We start from the raw sequence: 18672 nt of genomic DNA, 5'->3' as shown, positions 1-18672 counted from the left end.
ACGGAACACCTCCCCCCAGTCTTTCTGCACAACCTCCCGCCGGGTCAGGCGGCGAAGGAGTTGGTTAACGTGTCCGCTACGCCCGTGCTGGCGTTGCGCGGGGTCTCCAAGCGATTCGGTGCCGTTCAGGCGCTCACCGATGTCGAGCTTGAGGTCCACGCCGGTGAAGTGGTCGCCCTGGTGGGCGACAACGGAGCCGGAAAGTCCACGCTGGTGAAGACGATCGCCGGCGTGCACCCCATCGATGAGGGCGCCATCGAGTGGGAAGGCAAGAAGGTCTCCATCAACCGGCCGCACGACGCCCAGTCCCTCGGCGTCGCGACCGTCTACCAGGACCTCGCGCTGTGCGACAACATCGACGTCGTCGGGAACCTCTACCTCGGGCGTGAGATCGTCCGCGCGGGGATCCTCGACGAGGTCGAGATGGAGCGCCGTTCCCGCGAGCTGCTGGACACGCTGTCGATCCGCATCCCCAGCGTCCGCATCCCGATCGCCTCTCTCTCCGGCGGTCAGCGCCAGACGGTGGCCATCGCCCGTTCCATGCTCGGTGAGCCCCGCCTCGTCATCCTCGACGAGCCCACCGCCGCGCTCGGTGTCGAGCAGACCGCGCAGGTCCTCGACCTGGTGGAGCGGCTGCGGGAGCGCGGCCACGCCGTGCTCCTGATCAGCCACAACATGGCCGACGTCAAGGCCGTCGCCGACAAGGTGGCCGTCCTGCGTCTGGGCCGCAACAACGGCGTCTTCGAGGTCAAGTCGACCTCGCAGGAGGAGATCATCTCCGCCATCACGGGCGCCACCGACAACGCCGTGACCCGTCGTGCGGCGCGCAGCACTGGGGAGACCTCGAAGTGAGCATCGACAAGACCTCGGCGTCCACCGAGGCTCCCACCGCGGAGAACCCGGAGGCGGCCGCCAAGTCCGTCGCCGCCGTCGACCCCCGGCTGCTCGTGCGCGAGCAGGGATTCGCGGGCTACCTGGGCGAGTTCAAGCGCAAGATGAAGGCCGGCGACCTGGGTTCCATACCCGTCGTCGTGGGTCTGCTCATCATCTGGATCATCTTCCAGAGCCTGAACTCCAACTTCCTGTCCGCGGGCAACCTCTCCGACATCTCCGTCGCGATGGTCGGCACCGGCATGATCGCCGTCGGCATCGTGTTCGTGCTGCTGCTCGGTGAGATCGACCTGTCGGTCGGTTCGGTCTCCGGTGTCTCCGGTGCCGCTTTCGCGGTGCTCAACGTGACGCACGGCATGAACGAGGTACTCGCCTTCGTCCTGGCGATCCTCACCGGCACCGTCGCCGGCGCGATCCACGGCTTCGTGTTCGCCAAGATCGGTGTCCCGGCCTTCGCGGTCACCCTGGCGGGCCTGCTGTTCTGGAACGGCTTCATGCTCCAGATCCTCGGCTCCGACGGCACGATCAACCTGGACAGCGACGGCCTCGTCGGCAACCTCACCGGCTACTACTTCACCGACGTCGCGGCCGCCTACGGCCTCGCGATCGTCGTGACGATCGCCTACTTCCTCAGCGCCTTCTACGACAACCGCCGCCGCGAGGCCGCGGGCGTGCCGTCCAAGCCGCTGAGCGAGACCATCGTCCGCACGGTCCTGCTGGCGATCCTCGCCTTCGTCGTCGCCGCGGTCTACAACCAGAACAAGGGTCTGCCGCTCGCGGTCGTGCTCTTCCTGGCGGTCCTGTTCGTCACGGACTTCGTCCTGCGCCGCACGACCTACGGCCGCAAGATCTTCGCGCTCGGTGGCAGCGTCGAGGCCTCGCGCCGTGCCGGTATCAACGTGGTCTGGGTCCGGATCTCGGTCTTCGCGATCTCCGGCACCTTCGCCGCCATCGGCGGTCTGTTCATCGCCTCGAAGATCGCCTCCGCCAACCAGGGCGCCGGCGCCGGCGACCTGCTGATGAACGCCATCGCGGCGGCCGTCATCGGTGGCACCAGCCTCTTCGGTGGCCGCGGCCGCACCTGGAACGCCCTCCTGGGTGTCCTCGTGATCGTGTCCATCCAGTACGGCCTGGCCCTGGAGGGCATCGCCTCCCCGGTCCAGTACATGATCACCGGTGGTGTCCTGCTCGCGACGGTCGTCATCGACGCCATCACCCGCAAGACCCAGAAGTCGGCCGGCCGCGCCTAACCGCACAGCCCGACCGCTTCACCGAGTGCCCGGCGTCCCCCTGGGGGTGCCGGGCACTTCCCGTGGGTCCCACCCGTACGGCCGCCACCAGCGACATCGGCGGTCGTACGGCTGTTCCGCCGCCCCGCCAGGCATGGCCGCCGGGCGCGGCGGGAACGGCTCACACACCGTCCCGTGGGCGGTCCGCCCCGCCGTGCGTCCGTTCGCGTGACGTACGACGCGGGATCCGGACGCAGCCACGAAAGGCGGAACATTAGACTCGACAAGCCCGCCAAGCTCGAACAGCTCTACTGCAAGGAGGCACGGGTGCCGCTGCTGAACCGCATCAGGGGACCGCGCGATCTGGACCGGCTCACCCTGGAGGAGCTCGACCAGCTGGCAGAGGAGATCCGGACCTTCCTCGTCGACGCCGTCTCCAAGACCGGTGGCCACCTCGGCCCGAACCTCGGTGTCGTCGAGCTCACCATCGCCCTGCACCGGGTCTTCGAGTCGCCCGTCGACCGCGTCCTGTGGGACACCGGCCACCAGGCCTACGTCCACAAGCTGCTCACCGGCCGCCAGGACTTCTCCCGGCTGCGCTCCAAGGAGGGCCTGTCCGGCTACCCCTCGCGCGCCGAGTCCGAGCACGACGTCATCGAGAACAGCCACGCCTCCACGGTGCTCGGCTGGGCCGACGGCCTCGCCAAGGCCAACCAGGTGCTCGGCCGCGACGACGCCGTCGTCGCCGTGATCGGTGACGGCGCGCTGACCGGCGGCATGGCCTGGGAGGCGCTGAACAACATCGCCGCCGCCAAGGACCGCCCGCTCGTCATCGTCGTCAACGACAACGAACGCTCGTACGCGCCGACCATCGGCGGCCTCGCCGACCACCTGGCGACCCTGCGCACCACCGACGGCTACGAGCGCTTCCTGGCCCGCGGCAAGGACCTCCTGGAGCGCACCCCGGTCGTCGGCCGCCCGCTCTACGAGACCCTGCACGGCGCCAAGAAGGGCCTGAAGGACTTCATCGCGCCGCAGGGCATGTTCGAGGACCTGGGCCTGAAGTACGTCGGGCCCATCGACGGCCACGACATCGAGGCGCTGGAGTCCGCGCTGATCCGCGCCAAGCGGTTCGGCGGCCCGGTCATCGTGCACTGCCTCACCGAGAAGGGCCGCGGCTACCGCCCCGCCGAGCAGGACGAGGCCGACCGCTTCCACGGCATCGGCCCCATCCACCCGGACACCGGCCTGCCCGTCAAGACGTCCGCCGCGAGCTGGACCTCCGTCTTCGGCGACGAGATGGTGAAGATCGGCCAGGAGCGCGAGGACGTCGTCGCGATCACCGCCGCGATGCTCCAGCCCGTCGGCCTGAAGAAGTTCGCGGACGCCTTCCCGAACCGCATCTACGACGTCGGCATCGCCGAGCAGCACGCCGCGGTCTCCGCCGCCGGCCTGGCCACCGGCGGCGCCCACCCCGTCTTCGCCGTGTACGCGACGTTCCTGAACCGGGCCTTCGACCAGGTCCTCATGGACGTCGCCCTGCACCGCTGCGGCGTGACGTTCGTGCTCGACCGGGCCGGCGTCACCGGCGACGACGGCGCCTCGCACAACGGCATGTGGGACATGTCGATGCTCCAGGTCGTGCCCGGCCTGCGCATCGCCGCCCCGCGCGACGCCGAGCAGCTGCGCTCCCAGCTCCGCGAGGCCGTCGCCGTCGACGACGCGCCCACCGTGCTGCGCTACTCCAAGGGCGTCGTCGGCCCCGCCGTCCCGGCGGTCGGCACCGTCGGCGGCATGGACGTGCTGCGCGAGCCGGGCACCGACACCCCCGACGTGCTCCTCGTGTCCGTCGGCGCGCTCGCCCCGATGTGCCTGGAGATCGCGAACCTGCTGGACCGGCAGGGCATTTCGGCGACCGTCGTCGACCCGCGCTGGGTCAAGCCCGTCGACGAGGCCATGGCCCCGCTCGCCGAGCGTCACCGCGTCGTCGTCACCGTCGAGGACAACTCCCGTGTCGGCGGCGTCGGTTCCGCGATCGCCCAGGCCCTGCGCGACGCGGGCGTCGACGTCCCGCTGCGCGACTTCGGCATCCCGCCGCGCTTCCTGGACCACGCCTCGCGCGCCGAGGTCATGGCCGAGATCGGGCTGACCGCCCCGGACATCGCCCGCCAGGTCACCGGACTCGTCTCCCGCCTCGACGGCTACGACCGTCCCGGCGCCCGGGTCGACTCCGTGGAGCCCGCCCGCGACTGAGCCCTTCTCAGGGGCCGTACGGCCGGTTCCGCCACCCGTGCAGGTGGTGGAACCGGCCGTTTGCGTGAACCTGCCCGCGTCGGGGAAGGCGAACTCCCAACCCTCTCGATCATGTCGAGCGAGGACGACAAGCGTGGGAGGCCCCGTGAGCAACACCCTGTTCAGAACAAAGAACATCGAACAGTCCGTCAAGGACACCGAGGAGCCCGAACACGCCCTCAAGAAATCCCTGTCCGCCCTGGACCTGACGGTCTTCGGCGTCGGGGTGGTCATCGGCACCGGCATCTTCGTGCTGACCGGCCAGGTCGCCAAGGAGAACGCCGGACCCGCGACGGCCCTGGCCTTCGTGGTCGCCGGTGTCGTGTGCGGGCTCGCCGCGCTCTGCTACGCCGAGTTCGCCTCCGCGGTCCCCGTCGCCGGCTCCGCGTACACCTTCTCGTACGCGTCGCTCGGCGAACTGCCCGCCTGGACCATCGGCTGGGACCTCATCCTGGAACTGGCGCTCGGCACGGCGGTGGTGGCCGTCGGCTGGTCCGGCTACATCAGGTCCCTGCTGGACAACGCCGGCTGGCACCTGCCCGACTACCTGAGCAGCCGCGACGGCGCGCACGGCTTCGGCTTCGACGTTCTCGCGGCCCTCCTCGTGCTGATCCTCACCGGCATCCTGGTGCTCGGCGCGAAGCTGTCCGCGCGGGTCACCTCGGTCGTCGTGGCCGTCAAGGTGGCCGTCGTCCTCATCGTGATCATCGCGGGCGCCTTCTTCATCCACGGCGACAACTACAAGCCGTTCATCCCCAAGGCCCAGCCCGTCGACGCCGGCGGCGGCCTCCAGGCCCCGCTGATCCAGCTCATCGCCGGATGGGCGCCCTCGAACTTCGGCGTCATGGGCATCTTCACCGCCGCGTCCGTCGTCTTCTTCGCCTTCATCGGCTTCGACGTCGTCGCCACCGCCGCCGAGGAGACCCGCAACCCGAAGCGGGACATGCCGCGCGGCATCCTGGGCTCGCTCGCCATCTGCACCGTGCTCTACGTCGCCGTGTCGATCGTGGTGACCGGCATGCAGAAGTACACCGACCTGTCCGTGGAGGCCCCGCTCGCCGACGCCTTCAAGGCGACCGGGCACCCCTTCTTCTCCGGCGTCATCAGCTTCGGCGCCGCGGTCGGCCTGACCACCGTGTGCATGATCCTGCTGATGGGCCAGTCCCGGGTGTTCTTCGCGATGAGCCGCGACGGACTGCTGCCGACGTTCTTCTCCCACGTCCACCCGCGGTTCCGCACCCCGTACCGGCCCATCATCCTGCTGGGTGTGATCATCGCGATCGTCGCCGGGTTCACCAGCCTGAGTGAACTCGCGGAACTCGTGAACATCGGCACGCTGTTCGCGTTCATCGTCGTCGCGGTCGGCGTGATCATCCTGCGCCGCACCCGTCCCGACCTGCCGCGCGCCTTCCGCACCCCGTGGGTGCCCGTCATCCCGGTCCTGTCGGTCTGCGCGTCGCTGTGGCTGATGCTGAACCTGCCGGCCGAGACCTGGCTGCGGTTCGTCGTCTGGATGGCGATCGGATACGTCGTCTACTTCCTCTACGGCCGCGGCCACAGCCGCCTCGCCCGGTCCGGCGCCGACACCGCGTCCGCCGGCTCGCACGCCCCGGGCGACGACGCGCGGTAACCGCCCGCCGCGCCCACCGGCCCCGTATGTCCCGTTACGGCGTGGACTGCGGGGCCGGATAACGTGCCCCCCATGCTCGTCGAGCCCCACGCACCGCCACGTGTCACGACCGTGCCGCGGTCCCCTCTCGCCGTACGGGGTTACTGGACCCGCCAGTTGCCCCTGCTGGCGCTGCTCGCCCTCGTCACCCGGGTGCCCTCCTTCGCGCGTCCGCTGTGGAACCCCGACGAGGGCTATCTCGCCGTACAGGCCCGGATACTGGCGGCGGGCGGGCACCTCTACGGCGACGTCGTGGACCGCAAGCCGCCGCTGCTGCCCTGGCTCTACGAGGCCGTGTTCGCGGTGGCCGGCTCCGGATCGCTCACCGCGGTCCGACTCCTCGCGGTACTGGCCCAGTTGACCACCGCCGTGCTGCTCGCCTCCCTCGCGCGGCGGCACTGGGGCGACGACGCGGGCCGCACCGCGGGCGTGCTCTGCCTGCTGGTCTCCGTCGGGCTGAACCCCGAGGACGCGCAGGCCGCCACCTTCGAGGTGTTCATGCTGCCGTGCACCGCCGCCGCGATGTGGTGTGCCGACCGGGGCCGCTGGGCCGCCGCGGGCACCGCCGTGGCCTGCGCGTTCCTCGTCAAGCAGACCGGCGCCGCCGTGCTGCTGCCCGTGCTGTGGCTGTGCGGCCCGCGGCGCGGCCCCCTGCTCGCGGTCGCCGCCGGGACGGTCCTGCCCGTGCTGGGCGCGGCCCTGGTCACCGATCCGGCGGGCTTCCTCTTCTGGACGGTCACCGGCTCCTCCGCCTACGCCTCCTTCGCCGGGTCCGAACTGCACGTACTGGGACGCGCGTTGGCGAACGCCGCGATCCTCGCGGTGGCCTGCGCGGGCCTGCTGCCGCCGGTAGTACGGGCGTTGCGGACGCGACGGACCGGGGCGGCCGAGACCTGGGGGTGGCTGTGGCTGTGGCTCACGGGGGCCGCCGTCGCGGTCGTCGCGGGCTTCCACTTCTTCGGCCACTACTACCTCCAACTGGTGCCCCCGCTGGCCCTGACGGCGACCGCGGCCCTCCAGACGCTGCCGCCCCGCAGCTCTCGGACCGCCGTCCTCACCTCGGCCTGCTGCTGCGCGGTCTTCCTCGCCTGGGGGCTGCTCGCCCCGCGCCCCGAACTCGACCACGTCCGCCGTCTCGCCGCCGTCACGGACCGGCGCACGGCGCCCGGCGACCGGGTCCTGTTCTGGGGCATGCACCCCGAGTCCTACTGGTTCGCCGACCGCGCCCCCGCCAGCCGGTTCCTCACGGCCGGGCTGCTCACCAACTACAGCGGCGGCCGGGACGGCCCCCGGGTCGGCGAGCGGTACGCGGTCGCGGGCTCGTGGAGGACGTTCCGCACCGAGACGGCGGCCCGCCCCCCGGCCCTGGTCGTGGACGACTCACGGGGCGCCCCGTACGGACCCGACCGCATCCCGGCCCTCCGCCGCTGGCTGGCGGCGCGTTACGAACGGGTGGGGGAGGTGGACGGGGCGGTGCTGTACGCGCGGAGCGGGTGAGTGCCGGGTTCTCCCGGGGCTCGGCGGCCTCGGCCCCGCCCCTGCCCGTGGCGGCACCGTTCCGGGGCGCCGCCCGTGCGGGGGCGGGGCGGGGAGGGGGACGGTGGCCGTGCGTTGCGGTTCGTCCGCATGTCGTTCTGCCCTCCAACTCGGCGCCGCAGTACGGCGGATCGGCAGATCGGTGGATCGGCGGCTTGCCGCGCCGGTGAGTCGGCCGGTGGTGTGGGCGGGGACTGGGTGCCGGTGCCCGCGATGACCTGGGCACGGCGAGAGGGGGCGGCTCCGGGCTGCACGGTGGGGCGCGTCAGGGTCTGGATCGGCCGCCGAGCCCCGTTGTCGGTGGGTGGGCGGTTGGGTGGGGTGCGTGGTGGTGGGCGCGCGGGGAGGTCGGTGGGAGCGGTTGGGTCCGGCCGGTGTCGTGCGGGGCCGTTCGGTGGCCGCTTGGGGGTCGACTTGCCGGTCCCGCGCTGCTGTTGGGGGTGGTGTGGGCGTGCCCCGGGTGGGGTGCGTGCCGGGGTCGGGGCCCAGGGTGTCGCGCGTGCGGGCTGCCGCGGGGCGGGTGGCCTGCCTGGTGAGGGTGTTGGCGGCGTGGATCGGCGAGTCGGGCGGGGGCGTGGTGGACGTGGCGGCGTGGCGCGGAGGTCGGTGGGAGCGGTTGGCTCCGGTCGGTGTCGTACGGGGCCGTTCGGTGGCCGCTTACGGGTCGACTTGCCGGTCCCGCGCTGCTGTTGGGGGTGGTGTGGGCGTGCCCTGGGTGGGGTGTGTGCCGGGGTCGGGGCACAGGGTGGGGTGCGTGCGGCTGCCGCGGGGCGGGTGGCCTGCCTGGTGAGGGTGTTGGCGGCGTGGCTCGGCGAGTCGGGCGGGGGTGCGTGGTGGTGGGCGCGCGCGGAGGTCGGTGGGAGCGGTCGGCTTGCTCCGATCGGTGTCGTGCGGGCCGCTCAGGGGTCGACTTGCCGGTCCCGCGCTGCTGTTGGCGGCGGTGCGGGCGTGCTCCGGGTGGGGTGCGTGCCGGGGCCGGGTGACCTGCTCGGTGGCGGCGTGGCTCGGCGAGTCGGGCGGGGGCGTGGCGGCGTGGCGCGGAGGTCGGTGGGAGCGGTTGGCTCCGGTCGGTGTCGTGCGGGGCCGTTCGGTGGCCGCTTGGGGGTCGACTTGCCGGTTCCGCGCCGCTGTTGGGGGTGTGGGCGTGCTTCCGGGTGGGGTGCGTGCCGGGGTCGGGGCCCAGGGTGTCGCGCGTGCGGGCTGCCGCGGGGCGGGTGGCCTGCCCGGTGATGGTGTTGGCGGCGTTGCCCGGAGAGGCGGCGGTGTTGTGCGGGTGTGCGGTGTCCGGTGGTAGCCGGTCCGGGCCTCAGCCCCGTACCGTTCGTGGGCCCGTTACCTCCGCGCCCAACTCGGCCACCCTGCGGCGCAGTTCACGGTCCGCTGTGACGACGAGGCGGCGGCGGTCCCTCGCCTCGGCGGTCAGTTCGACGATGCGGTCGTCGCCGCTGCCCGGTGCGTCCTCGACCCGGACGCCGGGCACGGAGGCGACGCCCCGCGCGGTGCCCTCGACGACGAGCACGATCTCCACGGGACCGGTCTCCGCGGGCAACCCGTGCGCCGCCAGCCGGTCGCGCAGGCGTTCCGCGGCGCCCTTGCGGTCCCGCCACCAGCCGTCGGGCACCGACCCGACGACGTTCGCGGCGTCGACGATCACGAGCAGCGCGGAGTCCTCGTCCATGGGCCAAGGGTCGCACGGCGGTCCCGTCGCCCGGACCGGCGGTGGCCCGCGGAGGTTCGCGGGGCAGTAGGGCAGGGCCCGGGGAAACGGCTGTGACCAGCGGGGGCCCTGCACGTGGCGGGCACGGGCGGGACGCATAAAGTGAAGCGGTGAACGGCGACTGGCTCATACGCGGCCGCGACGGCCGGCTCAGTGTCCATCTGGCGTCCGGCGACGGCGTCCTGTGCCGTGCCGAGCGGCGGCCGGGCGGTGCCTTCGATCCGCCGCGGCGGATCGCCGGCACCCAGAAGCTGCACCCCGGCACCGCGGCCGTCGGCCACGGCCCGGACCGGTACGTCCAGCTCGCCGCCTGGCGGCCGACCAGGCCGGGCGAGTCGGGTCTCGTGCACTCCACGCAGTTCCGGCCGCTGCTGGCCGCTCTGGACTGGTCCCCGGTGGGCCACCCGAACGGCAGCGGCGAGCGCACCGGCACACCGGCGGTCGCGGTCGACGCCGAGGGGCGCACCCATCTCTTCGTGCGGAACGCGGGCGGCGGCATGAGCATGCGCGCGCAGAAGGAGAAGGGCGGCTGGGACCCCTGGCGCGACCTGAAGGGCAGTGACGTCCAGGACGGGCCGGCCGCGGTGGCGGGGGAGTCGGGGCGCGTCGAGCTGTACGCGGCGGTGCCGGGCGGCATCCTGCACTGGGTCCAGGAGGAGCCGGGCAGGCAGCCGGTCCTCCAGGAGGCCGTCGAGGCGGCCGCCCGCCCCGGCACCCTGCGGGCGCTCGCGACCTCGCCGCGGTCCACCACGCTCTTCTACACCGACACGGCCGGCGACCTGTGCGCCTGGCGCGCGGGCGGGCGGCCCACGCGGCTGCTCGCGGCGGCCGGGCCCGGCCCGGTGTCGGCCGTCCGCTGCGAACTCGACGGTCACGACTGCACGTTGGTCGCACAGCGGTCCGCCACCGGCCGGGTCGCCTTCGCCGCCTACCCCACCGAGCAGGAGGAGGCCGGTGCCTGGTGGGCGGAGTCGGGGCCCCAACTGCCCGTGGACGCCGAGGTGTCGCTCGCCGTGGACGCGGACGGCCGGGTGACCGCGGCCAGTTGCTCCCCGTCCGGCGGGCAGTTGTTCCTCACCCGCCGCAAGGACGAGCCGGGGCTGGCGCTGCGGGCCTGGGAGCAGGTCTGACCGGTACGGCGGCCTGCCGCCCCGCGGAGGTCTAACTCGCGCCGTGGGCGGGGGACTTCTTCGCCGAGTCGGGCACAGTGGTGTCCGTGCGGATCGCCTTCCACAACTGGCTGTCCTGCGGCTCGGCGGGGACCACCCGGTTGGGGTCGGCCTTGTCGTACGCCACCGGCAGCATGATGGTCTCCATCGCCTGCGGGTCGACGTTCTTCACGCTCTTGCCGAAGTCCGCGAGGGAGGTCAGCGACGCAAGGCCGGAGTCGGTGTTCAGGGAGGCCGTGAGCTGGTCCGCGATGCGGAAGAGCTTCACCGGGCTGCTCAGCAGGTCCTGCTTCTTGATCTCGCCGAGCAGGGCGAGCAGGAACTTCTGCTGGAGGGTGATGCGCCCGAGGTCGCTGCCGTCGCCGTAGCCGTACCGGGTGCGCACGAGCCGCAGCGACTGCGTCCCGTCGAGGCGGTGCGTGCCGGCGTCGAGCTTGAGCGCGGCGGTGTCGACGGGCCGGTCGAGGGTGACGGAGACGCCGCCTATCGCGTCGACGAGATCCTTGAAGCCGGCGAAGTCGACCTCGATGAGGTGGTCCACCCGCACGTCGCTGAGCTGCTCCACGGTCTTCACCGTGCACGCGGAACCGACCTGCGAGAAGACGGAGTTGAACATCACGCGGGACGCGCCCGGCACCACCGTGCCGTCGGCCTTCCGGCACTGCGGCCGGTCCACGAGGGTGTCGCGCGGGATGCTGACCGCGACCGCCTTGTCGCGGCCCTTGGCGATGTGCACGAGCAGCGCCGTGTCGGACCGGGCCCCGCCGAGCTTGCTGCCGCCGTCCAGCGCGGAGTTGGCACCGGCGCGCGAGTCCGAGCCCAGCACCAGCAGGTTGAGCGCGTCCCCGGCCGCTGCGTCCTTCTGCGGGCGGGTCTTCCCGTCGCCCAGCGCCTTGTCCAGGTCGACGGAGCCGTGCTTCAGGTTGTCGTTGAGCCCGTCGTACATCCACCAGCCGGTGCCGGCTGCTGCGAGCACCAGCACGAGCAGGGACAACGACACGACGAGCAGCACCCTGCGGCCCCGTCTGCGGCGCGGCGCGGGCTGCTCGGTGCCGGACTTCTGGTCGTCGCCGGTGACGTCGGTGGTGGTCATGTCGCTCCGCTTCTCGGTCGGTGGGTGCGCTGGAAGGCGGGGGGAAGTGGGGAGACGTGAGACACGCGGGTACCGCAGAGGGTTGTACAGATGTGCGGGGAGCAAGGGGAACTTTAAGCACGCGTGGTCGTAGTGTGAAGATTTATTGGCGTGTTCGCATGTCGTTCGGCCAACTTCGTTCTCCGACGGTGATGTTGGAGCAGACCTGACTGCCCGTCAGTGAGGACGGCGACGGGCGGTCGGCCGCACCGGGGGCCCGGCACCGCGGGCCCGGCCCGGACGCGCCGAAGGGGCGCCCACGGCCGGTGCGGCCGTGAACGCCCCTTCGGGGCAACCTGGTTACGCGGGAACGCTCGCCACGCCCTGTTCCAGGAACCGCTTGCCGGTGACGCGCTCGGAGACGCCCTCACGGTCCAGGTACGGCGTGACGCCGCCCAGGTGGAAGGGCCAGCCCGCGCCGGTGATCAGGCACAGGTCGATGTCCTGGGCCTCGGCGACGACACCCTCGTCGAGCATGAGCCCGATCTCCTGGGCGACGGCGTCCAGCACCCGGGCGCGCACCTGCTCCTCGGTCAGGGCGGTGTCGCCCTGCTTGAGCAGCGCGGCGACCTCGGGGTCCAGCTCCGGCCTGCCGCTGTCGTAGACGTAGAAGCCGCGCTTGCCGGCCTCGACGACCGCCTTGAGGTTCGGCGAGACGGTGAAACGCTCCGGGAAGGCGCGGTTGAGCGTCTCGGAGACGTGCAGACCGATCGCCGGGCCCACCAGTTCCAGCAGGACCAGCGGCGACATCGGCAGGCCCAGCGGCTCGACCGCCTTCTCGGCGACGGCGACCGGGGTGCCCTCGTCGATGACGTTCTGGATCTCGCCCATGAAGCGGGTCAGGATGCGGTTGACGACGAACGCCGGGGCGTCCTTCACCAGTACCGCGGTCTTCTTCAGCTTGCGGGCGACGGCGAACGCCGTGGCCAGCGAAGCGTCGTCGGTCTGCTCGCCGCGCACGATCTCCAGGAGCGGCAGCACGGCGACCGGGTTGAAGAAGTGGAAGCCGACGACCCGCTCGGGGTTCTTCAGCTTCGACGCCATCTCCGACACCGACAGCGACGAGGTGTTGGTGGCGAGGATCGCGTGCGCCGGGGCGACCGCCTCGACCTCCGCGAACACCTGCTGCTTGACGCCGATCTCCTCGAAGACCGCCTCGATGACGAAGTCGGCGTCCGCGAAGCCCTCGGCCTTGTCCAGCACACCGGACACCAGCGCCTTGAGGCGGTTGGCCTTGTCCTGGTTGATGCGGCCCTTGCCGAGCAGCTTGTCGATCTCGGCGTGGACGTAGCCCACACCCTTGTCGACGCGCGCCTGGTCGATGTCGGTCAGCACGACCGGCACTTCGAGGCGGCGCAGGAACAGCAGCGCGAGCTGCGAGGCCATCAGGCCGGCGCCCACGACGCCGACCTTGGTGACCGGACGGGCCAGGTTCTTGTCCGGGGCGCCCGCGGGGCGCTTGCCGCGCTTCTGCACCAGGTTGAACGCGTAGAGCCCGGCGCGCAGTTCGCCGCCCAGCATCAGGTCGGCGAGCGCCTTGTCCTCGGCGTCGTAGCCCTGCTGGAGGTCGCCGTTCTTCGCCGCGGAGATGATGTCGAGGGCGCGGTAGGCGGCCGGGGCCGCACCGTGCACCTTGCTGTCGGCGACGAACCGGCCGCGCTCGACGGCCTGGTCCCACGCGTCGCCGCGGTCGACGACCGGGCGCTCGACGACGATCTCGCCGCGCAGCACGGCCGCCGTCCACAGCAGCGACTGCTCCAGGAAGTCCGCGCCCTCGAACAGCGCGTCGGCGATGCCGAGTTCGTAGACCTGGGCGCCCTTGAGCTGACGGTTCTGGTTGAGCGAGTTCTCGATGATCACCGTCACGGCCTTGTCGGCGCCGATCAGGTTCGGCAGCAGCGTGCAGCCGCCCCAGCCGGGGACCAGGCCGAGGAAGACCTCGGGCAGCGAGAACGCCGGCACGGACGCGGAGACCGTGCGGTAGGCGCAGTGCAGACCGACCTCGACACCGCCGCCCATGGCCGCGCCGTTGTAGTACGCGAACGTCGGCACGGCGAGCTGGGCGAGACGCTTGAAGACGTCGTGGCCGCCCTTGCCGATGGCGAGCGCGTCGTCGTGCGCCTTGATCTGCTCGACACCCTTGAGGTCGGCGCCGACGGCGAAGATGAACGGCTTGCCGGTGACACCGACACCGACGATCTCGCCGGCCGCGGCCTCCTTCTCCACCTGGTCGATCGCCAGGTCGAGGTTGGCCAGCGAGGCCGGACCGAAGGTGGTCGGCTTCTTGTGGTCGTGCCCGTTGTCCAGCGTGATCAGGGCGAACCGGCCCGCGTTCGACGGCAGGTCGAAGTGCCGCACGTGGGCGGTGGTGACGACCTCGTCCGGGAACAGCGCGGCCGCGCCCTTCAGCAGTTCGGCGGTGTTGCTCACTTGTCCCCCTCGAAGTTCGGGTTCTCCCAGACGACCGTGGCGCCCATGCCGAAGCCGACGCACATGGTGGTCAGCCCGTAGCGGACCTGCGGGTTGTCCTCGAACTGCCGGGCCAGCTGCGTCATCAGGCGCACGCCCGAGGAGGCCAGCGGGTGGCCGAACGCGATGGCGCCGCCGTACTGGTTGACGCGCGCGTCGTCGTCGGCGATGCCGTAGTGCTCCAGGAAGGCGAGCACCTGCACGGCGAACGCCTCGTTGATCTCGAACAGGCCGATGTCCGAGATGTCGAGGCCCGCCTTGGCGAGCGCCTTCTCGGTGGCCGGGATCGGGCCGTAGCCCATCACCTCGGGCTCGACGCCCGCGAACGCGTAGGAGACCAGCCGCATCTTGACCGGCAGGTCGTTCTCGCGCGCGAAGTCCTCGGAGGCCAGGATCGAGGCGGTGGCACCGTCGTTGAGACCGGCGGCGTTGCCCGCGGTGACCCGGCCGTGCACGCGGAACGGCGTCTTCAGGCCGGCCAGGTTCTCCAGGGTGGTGCCGGGGCGCATCGGCTCGTCGGCGGTGACCAGGCCCCAACCCGTCTCACCGACCTCGGAGTTGGTGTTGCGCACCGAGATCGGCACCAGGTCCTGCTGGATCTTGCCGTTGGCGTACGCCTTGGCGGCCTTCTCCTGCGAGCGCACCGCGTACTCGTCGGCGCGCTGCTTGGTGATCGTGGGGTAGCGGTCGTGCAGGTTCTCCGCGGTCATGCCCATGAACAGGGCCGACTCGTCGACGAGCTTGTCGCTGACGAACCGCGGGTTCGGGTCGACGCCCTCACCCATGGGGTGGCGGCCCATGTGCTCGACACCGCCCGCGATGACGACGTCGTACGCGCCGAAGGCGATGGAGCCGGCGGTCGTGGTGACGGCGGTCAGGGCGCCCGCGCACATGCGGTCGATCGAGTAGCCGGGCACGGACGACGGCAGGCCCGCGAGGATGCCCGCGGTGCGGCCGAGGGTCAGGCCCTGGTCGCCGATCTGGGTGGTGGCGGCCACCGCGACCTCGTCGACCTGCTGCGGGTCGAGACCGGGGTTGCGGCGCAGCAGCTCCCGGATCGCCTTCACGACGAGGTCGTCGGCGCGGGTCTCGTGGTAGATGCCCTTCGGGCCCGCCTTGCCGAACGGGGTGCGGACGCCGTCTACGAAGACGACGTCCCTGACGGTACGAGGCACGATGGCTCTCCTCCAGGGTGCGGGACGGCACTGCTGCGTTGTGCGCACGGCTGAGCGCGCGCTCACCCCATCATGCTACTTGTGAGTAACCACGGTGCCCACCCCCGGCGCCGACAGCGGCGAACGTCACACTCGGCGCCCGGACCGGATCACGCCGGGCCCGGACGGCCCGAGGGGGCGCGGACACCGGGTCCGCGCCCCCTCGGGCCGTTCTCACTCCTGTGCGGCCTGGTCCCGCAGCGCCTTCGCCAGCACCGGCGCGACCTGCTCGACCTGCCACTGCCGCGCCCCGTGCGAGGCGAGCGCGGCGGCGACCGCCTCCGTGTCCGGCTCGGCGGGGGGCTCCCAGCACACCCGGCGCACGGTGTCCGGCGTGATCAGGTTCTCCTGCGGCATGTGCAGTTCCTCGGCGCGCGCCGAGACCGCGGCCCGCGCGGCGGAGAGCCGGGCGGCGGCCACCGGGTCCTTCTCCGCCCAGGCCCGCGGCGGCGGGGGACCGGTGACCGGCTGCCCCGGCTGCGGCAGCGCCACGTCCGGCAGCGCCCGCGCGCGGTCCACGGCGGCCTGCCACTGGTCGAGCTGGCGACGGCCGGTGCGGTGCCCGAAGCCGTTCAGTGCGGCCAGCGCGTGCACGTTGGGCGGCAGGGCGAGCGCCGCCTCGACGATCGCCGCGTCGCCGAGCACCTTGCCGGGGGAGACGTCCCGGCGCTGCGCGATGCGGTCCCGGGTCTCCCACAGCTCGCGGACCACCGCGAGCTGGCGGCGCCTGCGGACCTTGTGCATGCCGGAGGTGCGGCGCCAGGGGTCCTTGCGGGGCTCGGCCGGCGGTGCCGCCGCGATCGCGGCGAACTCCTGGAGGGCCCACTCCAGCTTGCCCTGGCGGTCCAGCTCCTTCTCCAGGGCGTCCCGCAGGTCGACGAGGAGTTCGACGTCGAGGGCCGCGTAGCGCAGCCACGGCTCGGGCAGCGGCCGGGTCGACCAGTCGACCGCCGAGTGGCCCTTCTCCAGGACGAAGCCGAGCACGCTCTCCACCATCGCGCCGAGCCCGACCCGGGGGAACCCGGCGAGCCGGCCGGCCAGCTCGGTGTCGAACAGGCTGGTGGGGACGAGGCCTATTTCGCGCAGGCACGGCAGGTCCTGCATCGCGGCGTGCAGCACCCACTCGGTGTCCTGGACGGCCGCGGAGAGGCCCGAGAGGTCGGGGCAGGCGACGGGGTCGACGAGCGCGGTGCCGGCGCCCTCGCGGCGCAGCTGCACGAGGTAGGCACGCTGTCCGTAGCGGTAGCCGGAGGCGCGCTCGGCGTCGACGGCCAGGGGCCCGGTGCCGGCCGCGAAGGCGGCGACGGTCGCGGCGAGCGCCTCGGCGTCGGCGACGACGGGCGGGATGCCCTCGCGCGGCTCCAGCAGAGGGACCGGCGCCCCGGCAGATGTTCCGACCTCGTCCGGAGGGGCGCCTCCGGTGGTGCGCAGTGAGCTGTCTGCTGCGGTCTCTTGGGCGTCGGTCACCTGTCAAGGGTATCCGTGGATGGACGGCGCCCGCCGACGGAACGTTCCGTCGGCGGGCGCCGGGGGGTCGTAAACCAGTCAGGAAAGGGAAACGTCCGGTTCACGGCCGGTCGTGGGCGGGCGGTGGACCGTCGGGTCCGGGGCCGCCGCGGGGGACGGGGGCGTGGTGGTGGGTCGGTGTCAGTGGATGATGCCGGTGCGCAGCGCGACCGCGACCATCCCGGCGCGGTCGCCCGTGCCGAGCTTGCGGGCGATGCGGGCGAGGTGGCTCTTGACGGTCAGCGCGGACAGGCCCATCGAGACTCCGATGGCCTTGTTCGACTGGCCCTCCGCGACGAGTCGCAGCACCTCGACCTCTCGGCCGGACAGTTCGCGGTAGCCGCCCGGGTGGCTCGGGGCACCCGGGGGACGGCGGTGCATGCGGGCCGCCGCCGACCCGATGGGGGCGGCACCCGGCCGGGTGGGGAGCCCGACGTTGGTACGGGTACCGGTGACGACGTAGCCCTTCACACCGCCCGCGAGGGCGTTGCGCACGGCGCCGATGTCGTCGGCGGCGGACAGCGCGAGACCGTTGGGCCAGCCTGCGGCCCGGGTCTCCGACAGCAGGGTGAGCCCGGAACCGTCGGGCAGGTGGACGTCCGCGACGCAGATGTCACGCGGGCTGCCGATGCGGGGGCGGGCCTCCGCGACGGACGACGCCTCGATGACGTCGCGGACGCCGAGCGCCCACAGGTGACGGGTGACGGTGGAACGGACGCGGGGGTCGGCCACGACGACCATGGCGGTCGGCTTGTTGGGACGGTAGGCGACCAGGCTTGCGGGCTGCTCGAGGAGAACGGACACCAGGCCTCCTGGGGGGGGGATGGCGGGACGGGGCCGGCTCTGGGGATGAAGCCGGGACGAACCGTGCTTTCAAGGTCACACACGTCTTCGGCAGCTAACCCGTCCGGCTTTAGAGAAAGATCACGATCTAGTGAGTAACAATCCGTGCAATTCGGACACTCGCTCGGTCATCCGAAGATCGAATCGGTTCGATACGGCTCGATCGGGCTCGTTCGGGTTCGCCGTGTGCACGTGTCCGGACCACGGTCACGGAGGCCGGACCGCGGTCACGGAGACCGGAAAACGCCGACGGCGGCCCCGAACCCCCGTACGGAACAACGGGGTTCGGGGCCGCCGGGTGGCGTCGTACGCGCGTACGCGACGTCAGTTCGGGGCGGAGCGCCGGGTCAGCAGGACTGCGGGCCCCTGCGCTGGGGGAGCGTCACCACGGACGCGTCCCCCGGACCCGCCGGCGGCAGGCCCGCGACCTGCGCCAGCAAGTCGCACCACGCCGCCAGATGGGCCGCCGTGTCCGGCACCCCGCCCAGACCCTCGCGCGGCGTCCAGGACGCCCGGATCTCGATCTGCGAGGCGGACGGCCGCTCCGAGAGACCGCCGAAGTAGTGGGAGCTCGCCCGCGTCACGGTGCCGCTCGCCTCCCCGTACGTCAGCCCGCGCGCCTGGAGCGCCCCCGTCAGCCACGACCAGCACACGTCCGGCAGCAGCGGGTCCGCGGCCATCTCCGGCTCCAGTTCCGCCCGGACCAGCGTCACCAGCCGGAACGAACCCCGCCAGGCGTCGTGCCCGGCCGGATCGTGCAGCAGCACGAGACGCCCGTCGGCGAGATCCTCGTCGTCCTCCACCACCGCGGCCTCCACGGCGTACGCGAAGGGCGCGAGGCGCTGGGGCGCGCGCGTCGGTTCCACCTCGACCTGTGGTCGCAACCGCGCGCCCCGCAACGCGTCCACGGCCGCGCGGAAGGGCGGTGGTACCGCCCTGCCCCCATGGGGGTCCCCCTCGTTCGCGTCGTCCATCCCGCCAGCGCCGTCCGACAGTCGTCCCTGA

General features: G+C 72.3%; 13 protein-coding genes. 6 read left to right on the top strand and 7 right to left on the bottom strand.

What is annotated here, in order from left to right; translation table 11 throughout:
* The first annotated feature begins 60 nt into the window (after positions 1 to 60).
* From ACFZA0_RS33275 to ACFZA0_RS33255, 5 genes are all read left to right on the top strand, one after another.
* Complete coding sequence (locus ACFZA0_RS33275) at positions 61 to 852, top strand: ATP-binding cassette domain-containing protein (protein WP_391023906.1); 792 nt, start codon at positions 61 to 63, stop codon at positions 850 to 852.
* Complete coding sequence (locus ACFZA0_RS33270) at positions 849 to 2141, top strand: sugar ABC transporter permease (protein ID WP_391023904.1); 1293 nt, start codon at positions 849 to 851, stop codon at positions 2139 to 2141. The genes ACFZA0_RS33275 and ACFZA0_RS33270 overlap by 4 nt, the downstream gene beginning before the upstream one ends.
* 306 nt (positions 2142 to 2447) lie before the next feature.
* The gene (gene dxs / locus ACFZA0_RS33265; protein WP_391023975.1) at positions 2448 to 4373 is read left to right on the top strand and encodes a 1-deoxy-D-xylulose-5-phosphate synthase; all 1926 of its coding nucleotides are present in this window, start codon (positions 2448 to 2450) and stop codon (positions 4371 to 4373) included.
* Between the two features lie 145 nt (positions 4374 to 4518).
* Entirely contained in the window at positions 4519 to 6042 is a 1524-nt protein-coding gene (locus tag ACFZA0_RS33260) for an amino acid permease (RefSeq protein ID WP_391023902.1), read from the top strand.
* 72 nt (positions 6043 to 6114) lie between these two features.
* Positions 6115 to 7578 (top strand): glycosyltransferase family 39 protein, encoded by a 1464-nt coding sequence (locus tag ACFZA0_RS33255; RefSeq protein ID WP_391023900.1) that lies wholly within the window; start codon positions 6115 to 6117, stop codon positions 7576 to 7578.
* 1345 nt (positions 7579 to 8923) lie between these two features.
* Here ACFZA0_RS33255 and ACFZA0_RS33250 read toward each other — a convergent pair.
* The gene (locus tag ACFZA0_RS33250; protein WP_391023898.1) at positions 8924 to 9295 is read right to left on the bottom strand and encodes an NTP pyrophosphohydrolase; all 372 of its coding nucleotides are present in this window, start codon (positions 9293 to 9295) and stop codon (positions 8924 to 8926) included.
* Between the two features lie 149 nt (positions 9296 to 9444).
* Between ACFZA0_RS33250 and ACFZA0_RS33245 the strand changes: the two genes are divergently transcribed.
* On the top strand, positions 9445 to 10464 hold the full coding sequence (locus ACFZA0_RS33245; RefSeq protein WP_391023896.1) for a hypothetical protein: 1020 nt from the start codon (positions 9445 to 9447) through the stop codon (positions 10462 to 10464).
* Positions 10465 to 10495: 31 nt separating this feature from the next.
* Here the strand turns inward: ACFZA0_RS33245 and ACFZA0_RS33240 are convergent, their stop codons facing one another.
* From ACFZA0_RS33240 to ACFZA0_RS33215, 6 genes are all read right to left on the bottom strand, one after another.
* A complete protein-coding gene (locus tag ACFZA0_RS33240; RefSeq protein ID WP_391023895.1) occupies positions 10496 to 11596 on the bottom strand; it encodes an LCP family protein in 1101 nt (366 codons plus the stop codon).
* 339 nt (positions 11597 to 11935) lie between these two features.
* A complete protein-coding gene (locus tag ACFZA0_RS33235) occupies positions 11936 to 14065 on the bottom strand; it encodes a 3-hydroxyacyl-CoA dehydrogenase NAD-binding domain-containing protein (protein WP_391023893.1) in 2130 nt (709 codons plus the stop codon).
* Complete coding sequence (locus ACFZA0_RS33230; RefSeq protein ID WP_391023891.1) at positions 14062 to 15279, bottom strand: acetyl-CoA C-acyltransferase; 1218 nt, start codon at positions 15277 to 15279, stop codon at positions 14062 to 14064. The genes ACFZA0_RS33235 and ACFZA0_RS33230 overlap by 4 nt, the downstream gene beginning before the upstream one ends.
* A 213-nt stretch (positions 15280 to 15492) precedes the next feature.
* Entirely contained in the window at positions 15493 to 16785 is a 1293-nt protein-coding gene (locus tag ACFZA0_RS33225; protein ID WP_391023889.1) for an HRDC domain-containing protein, read from the bottom strand.
* A gap of 180 nt (positions 16786 to 16965) precedes the next feature.
* Positions 16966 to 17628, bottom strand: a complete 663-nt coding sequence (locus ACFZA0_RS33220; RefSeq protein ID WP_391023887.1) for a LuxR C-terminal-related transcriptional regulator — start codon at positions 17626 to 17628, stop codon at positions 16966 to 16968.
* A gap of 386 nt (positions 17629 to 18014) precedes the next feature.
* On the bottom strand, positions 18015 to 18641 hold the full coding sequence (locus ACFZA0_RS33215) for a DUF3000 family protein (protein ID WP_391023973.1): 627 nt from the start codon (positions 18639 to 18641) through the stop codon (positions 18015 to 18017).
* Positions 18642 to 18672: the final 31 nt, after the last annotated feature.

It is taken from the genome of Streptomyces sp. NPDC008150, assembly GCF_042956945.1.
Taxonomy (GTDB): domain Bacteria; phylum Actinomycetota; class Actinomycetes; order Streptomycetales; family Streptomycetaceae; genus Streptomyces.
The sequence above is the reverse complement of the archived record's forward strand: the minus strand, read 5'-3'. Positions and strand labels throughout refer to the sequence as shown.

Excerpts from the sequence above, each read along its gene's own strand:
- ACFZA0_RS33250 (WP_391023898.1), bottom strand. The coding sequence starts at position 9,295 with ATGGACGAGGACTCCGCGCTGCTCGTGATCGTCGACGCCGCGAACGTC.
- ACFZA0_RS33240 (WP_391023895.1), bottom strand. The coding sequence starts at position 11,596 with ATGACCACCACCGACGTCACCGGCGACGACCAGAAGTCCGGCACCGAG.
- ACFZA0_RS33215 (WP_391023973.1), bottom strand. The coding sequence starts at position 18,641 with ATGGACGACGCGAACGAGGGGGACCCCCATGGGGGCAGGGCGGTACCA.
- ACFZA0_RS33255 (WP_391023900.1), top strand. The coding sequence starts at position 6,115 with ATGCTCGTCGAGCCCCACGCACCGCCACGTGTCACGACCGTGCCGCGG.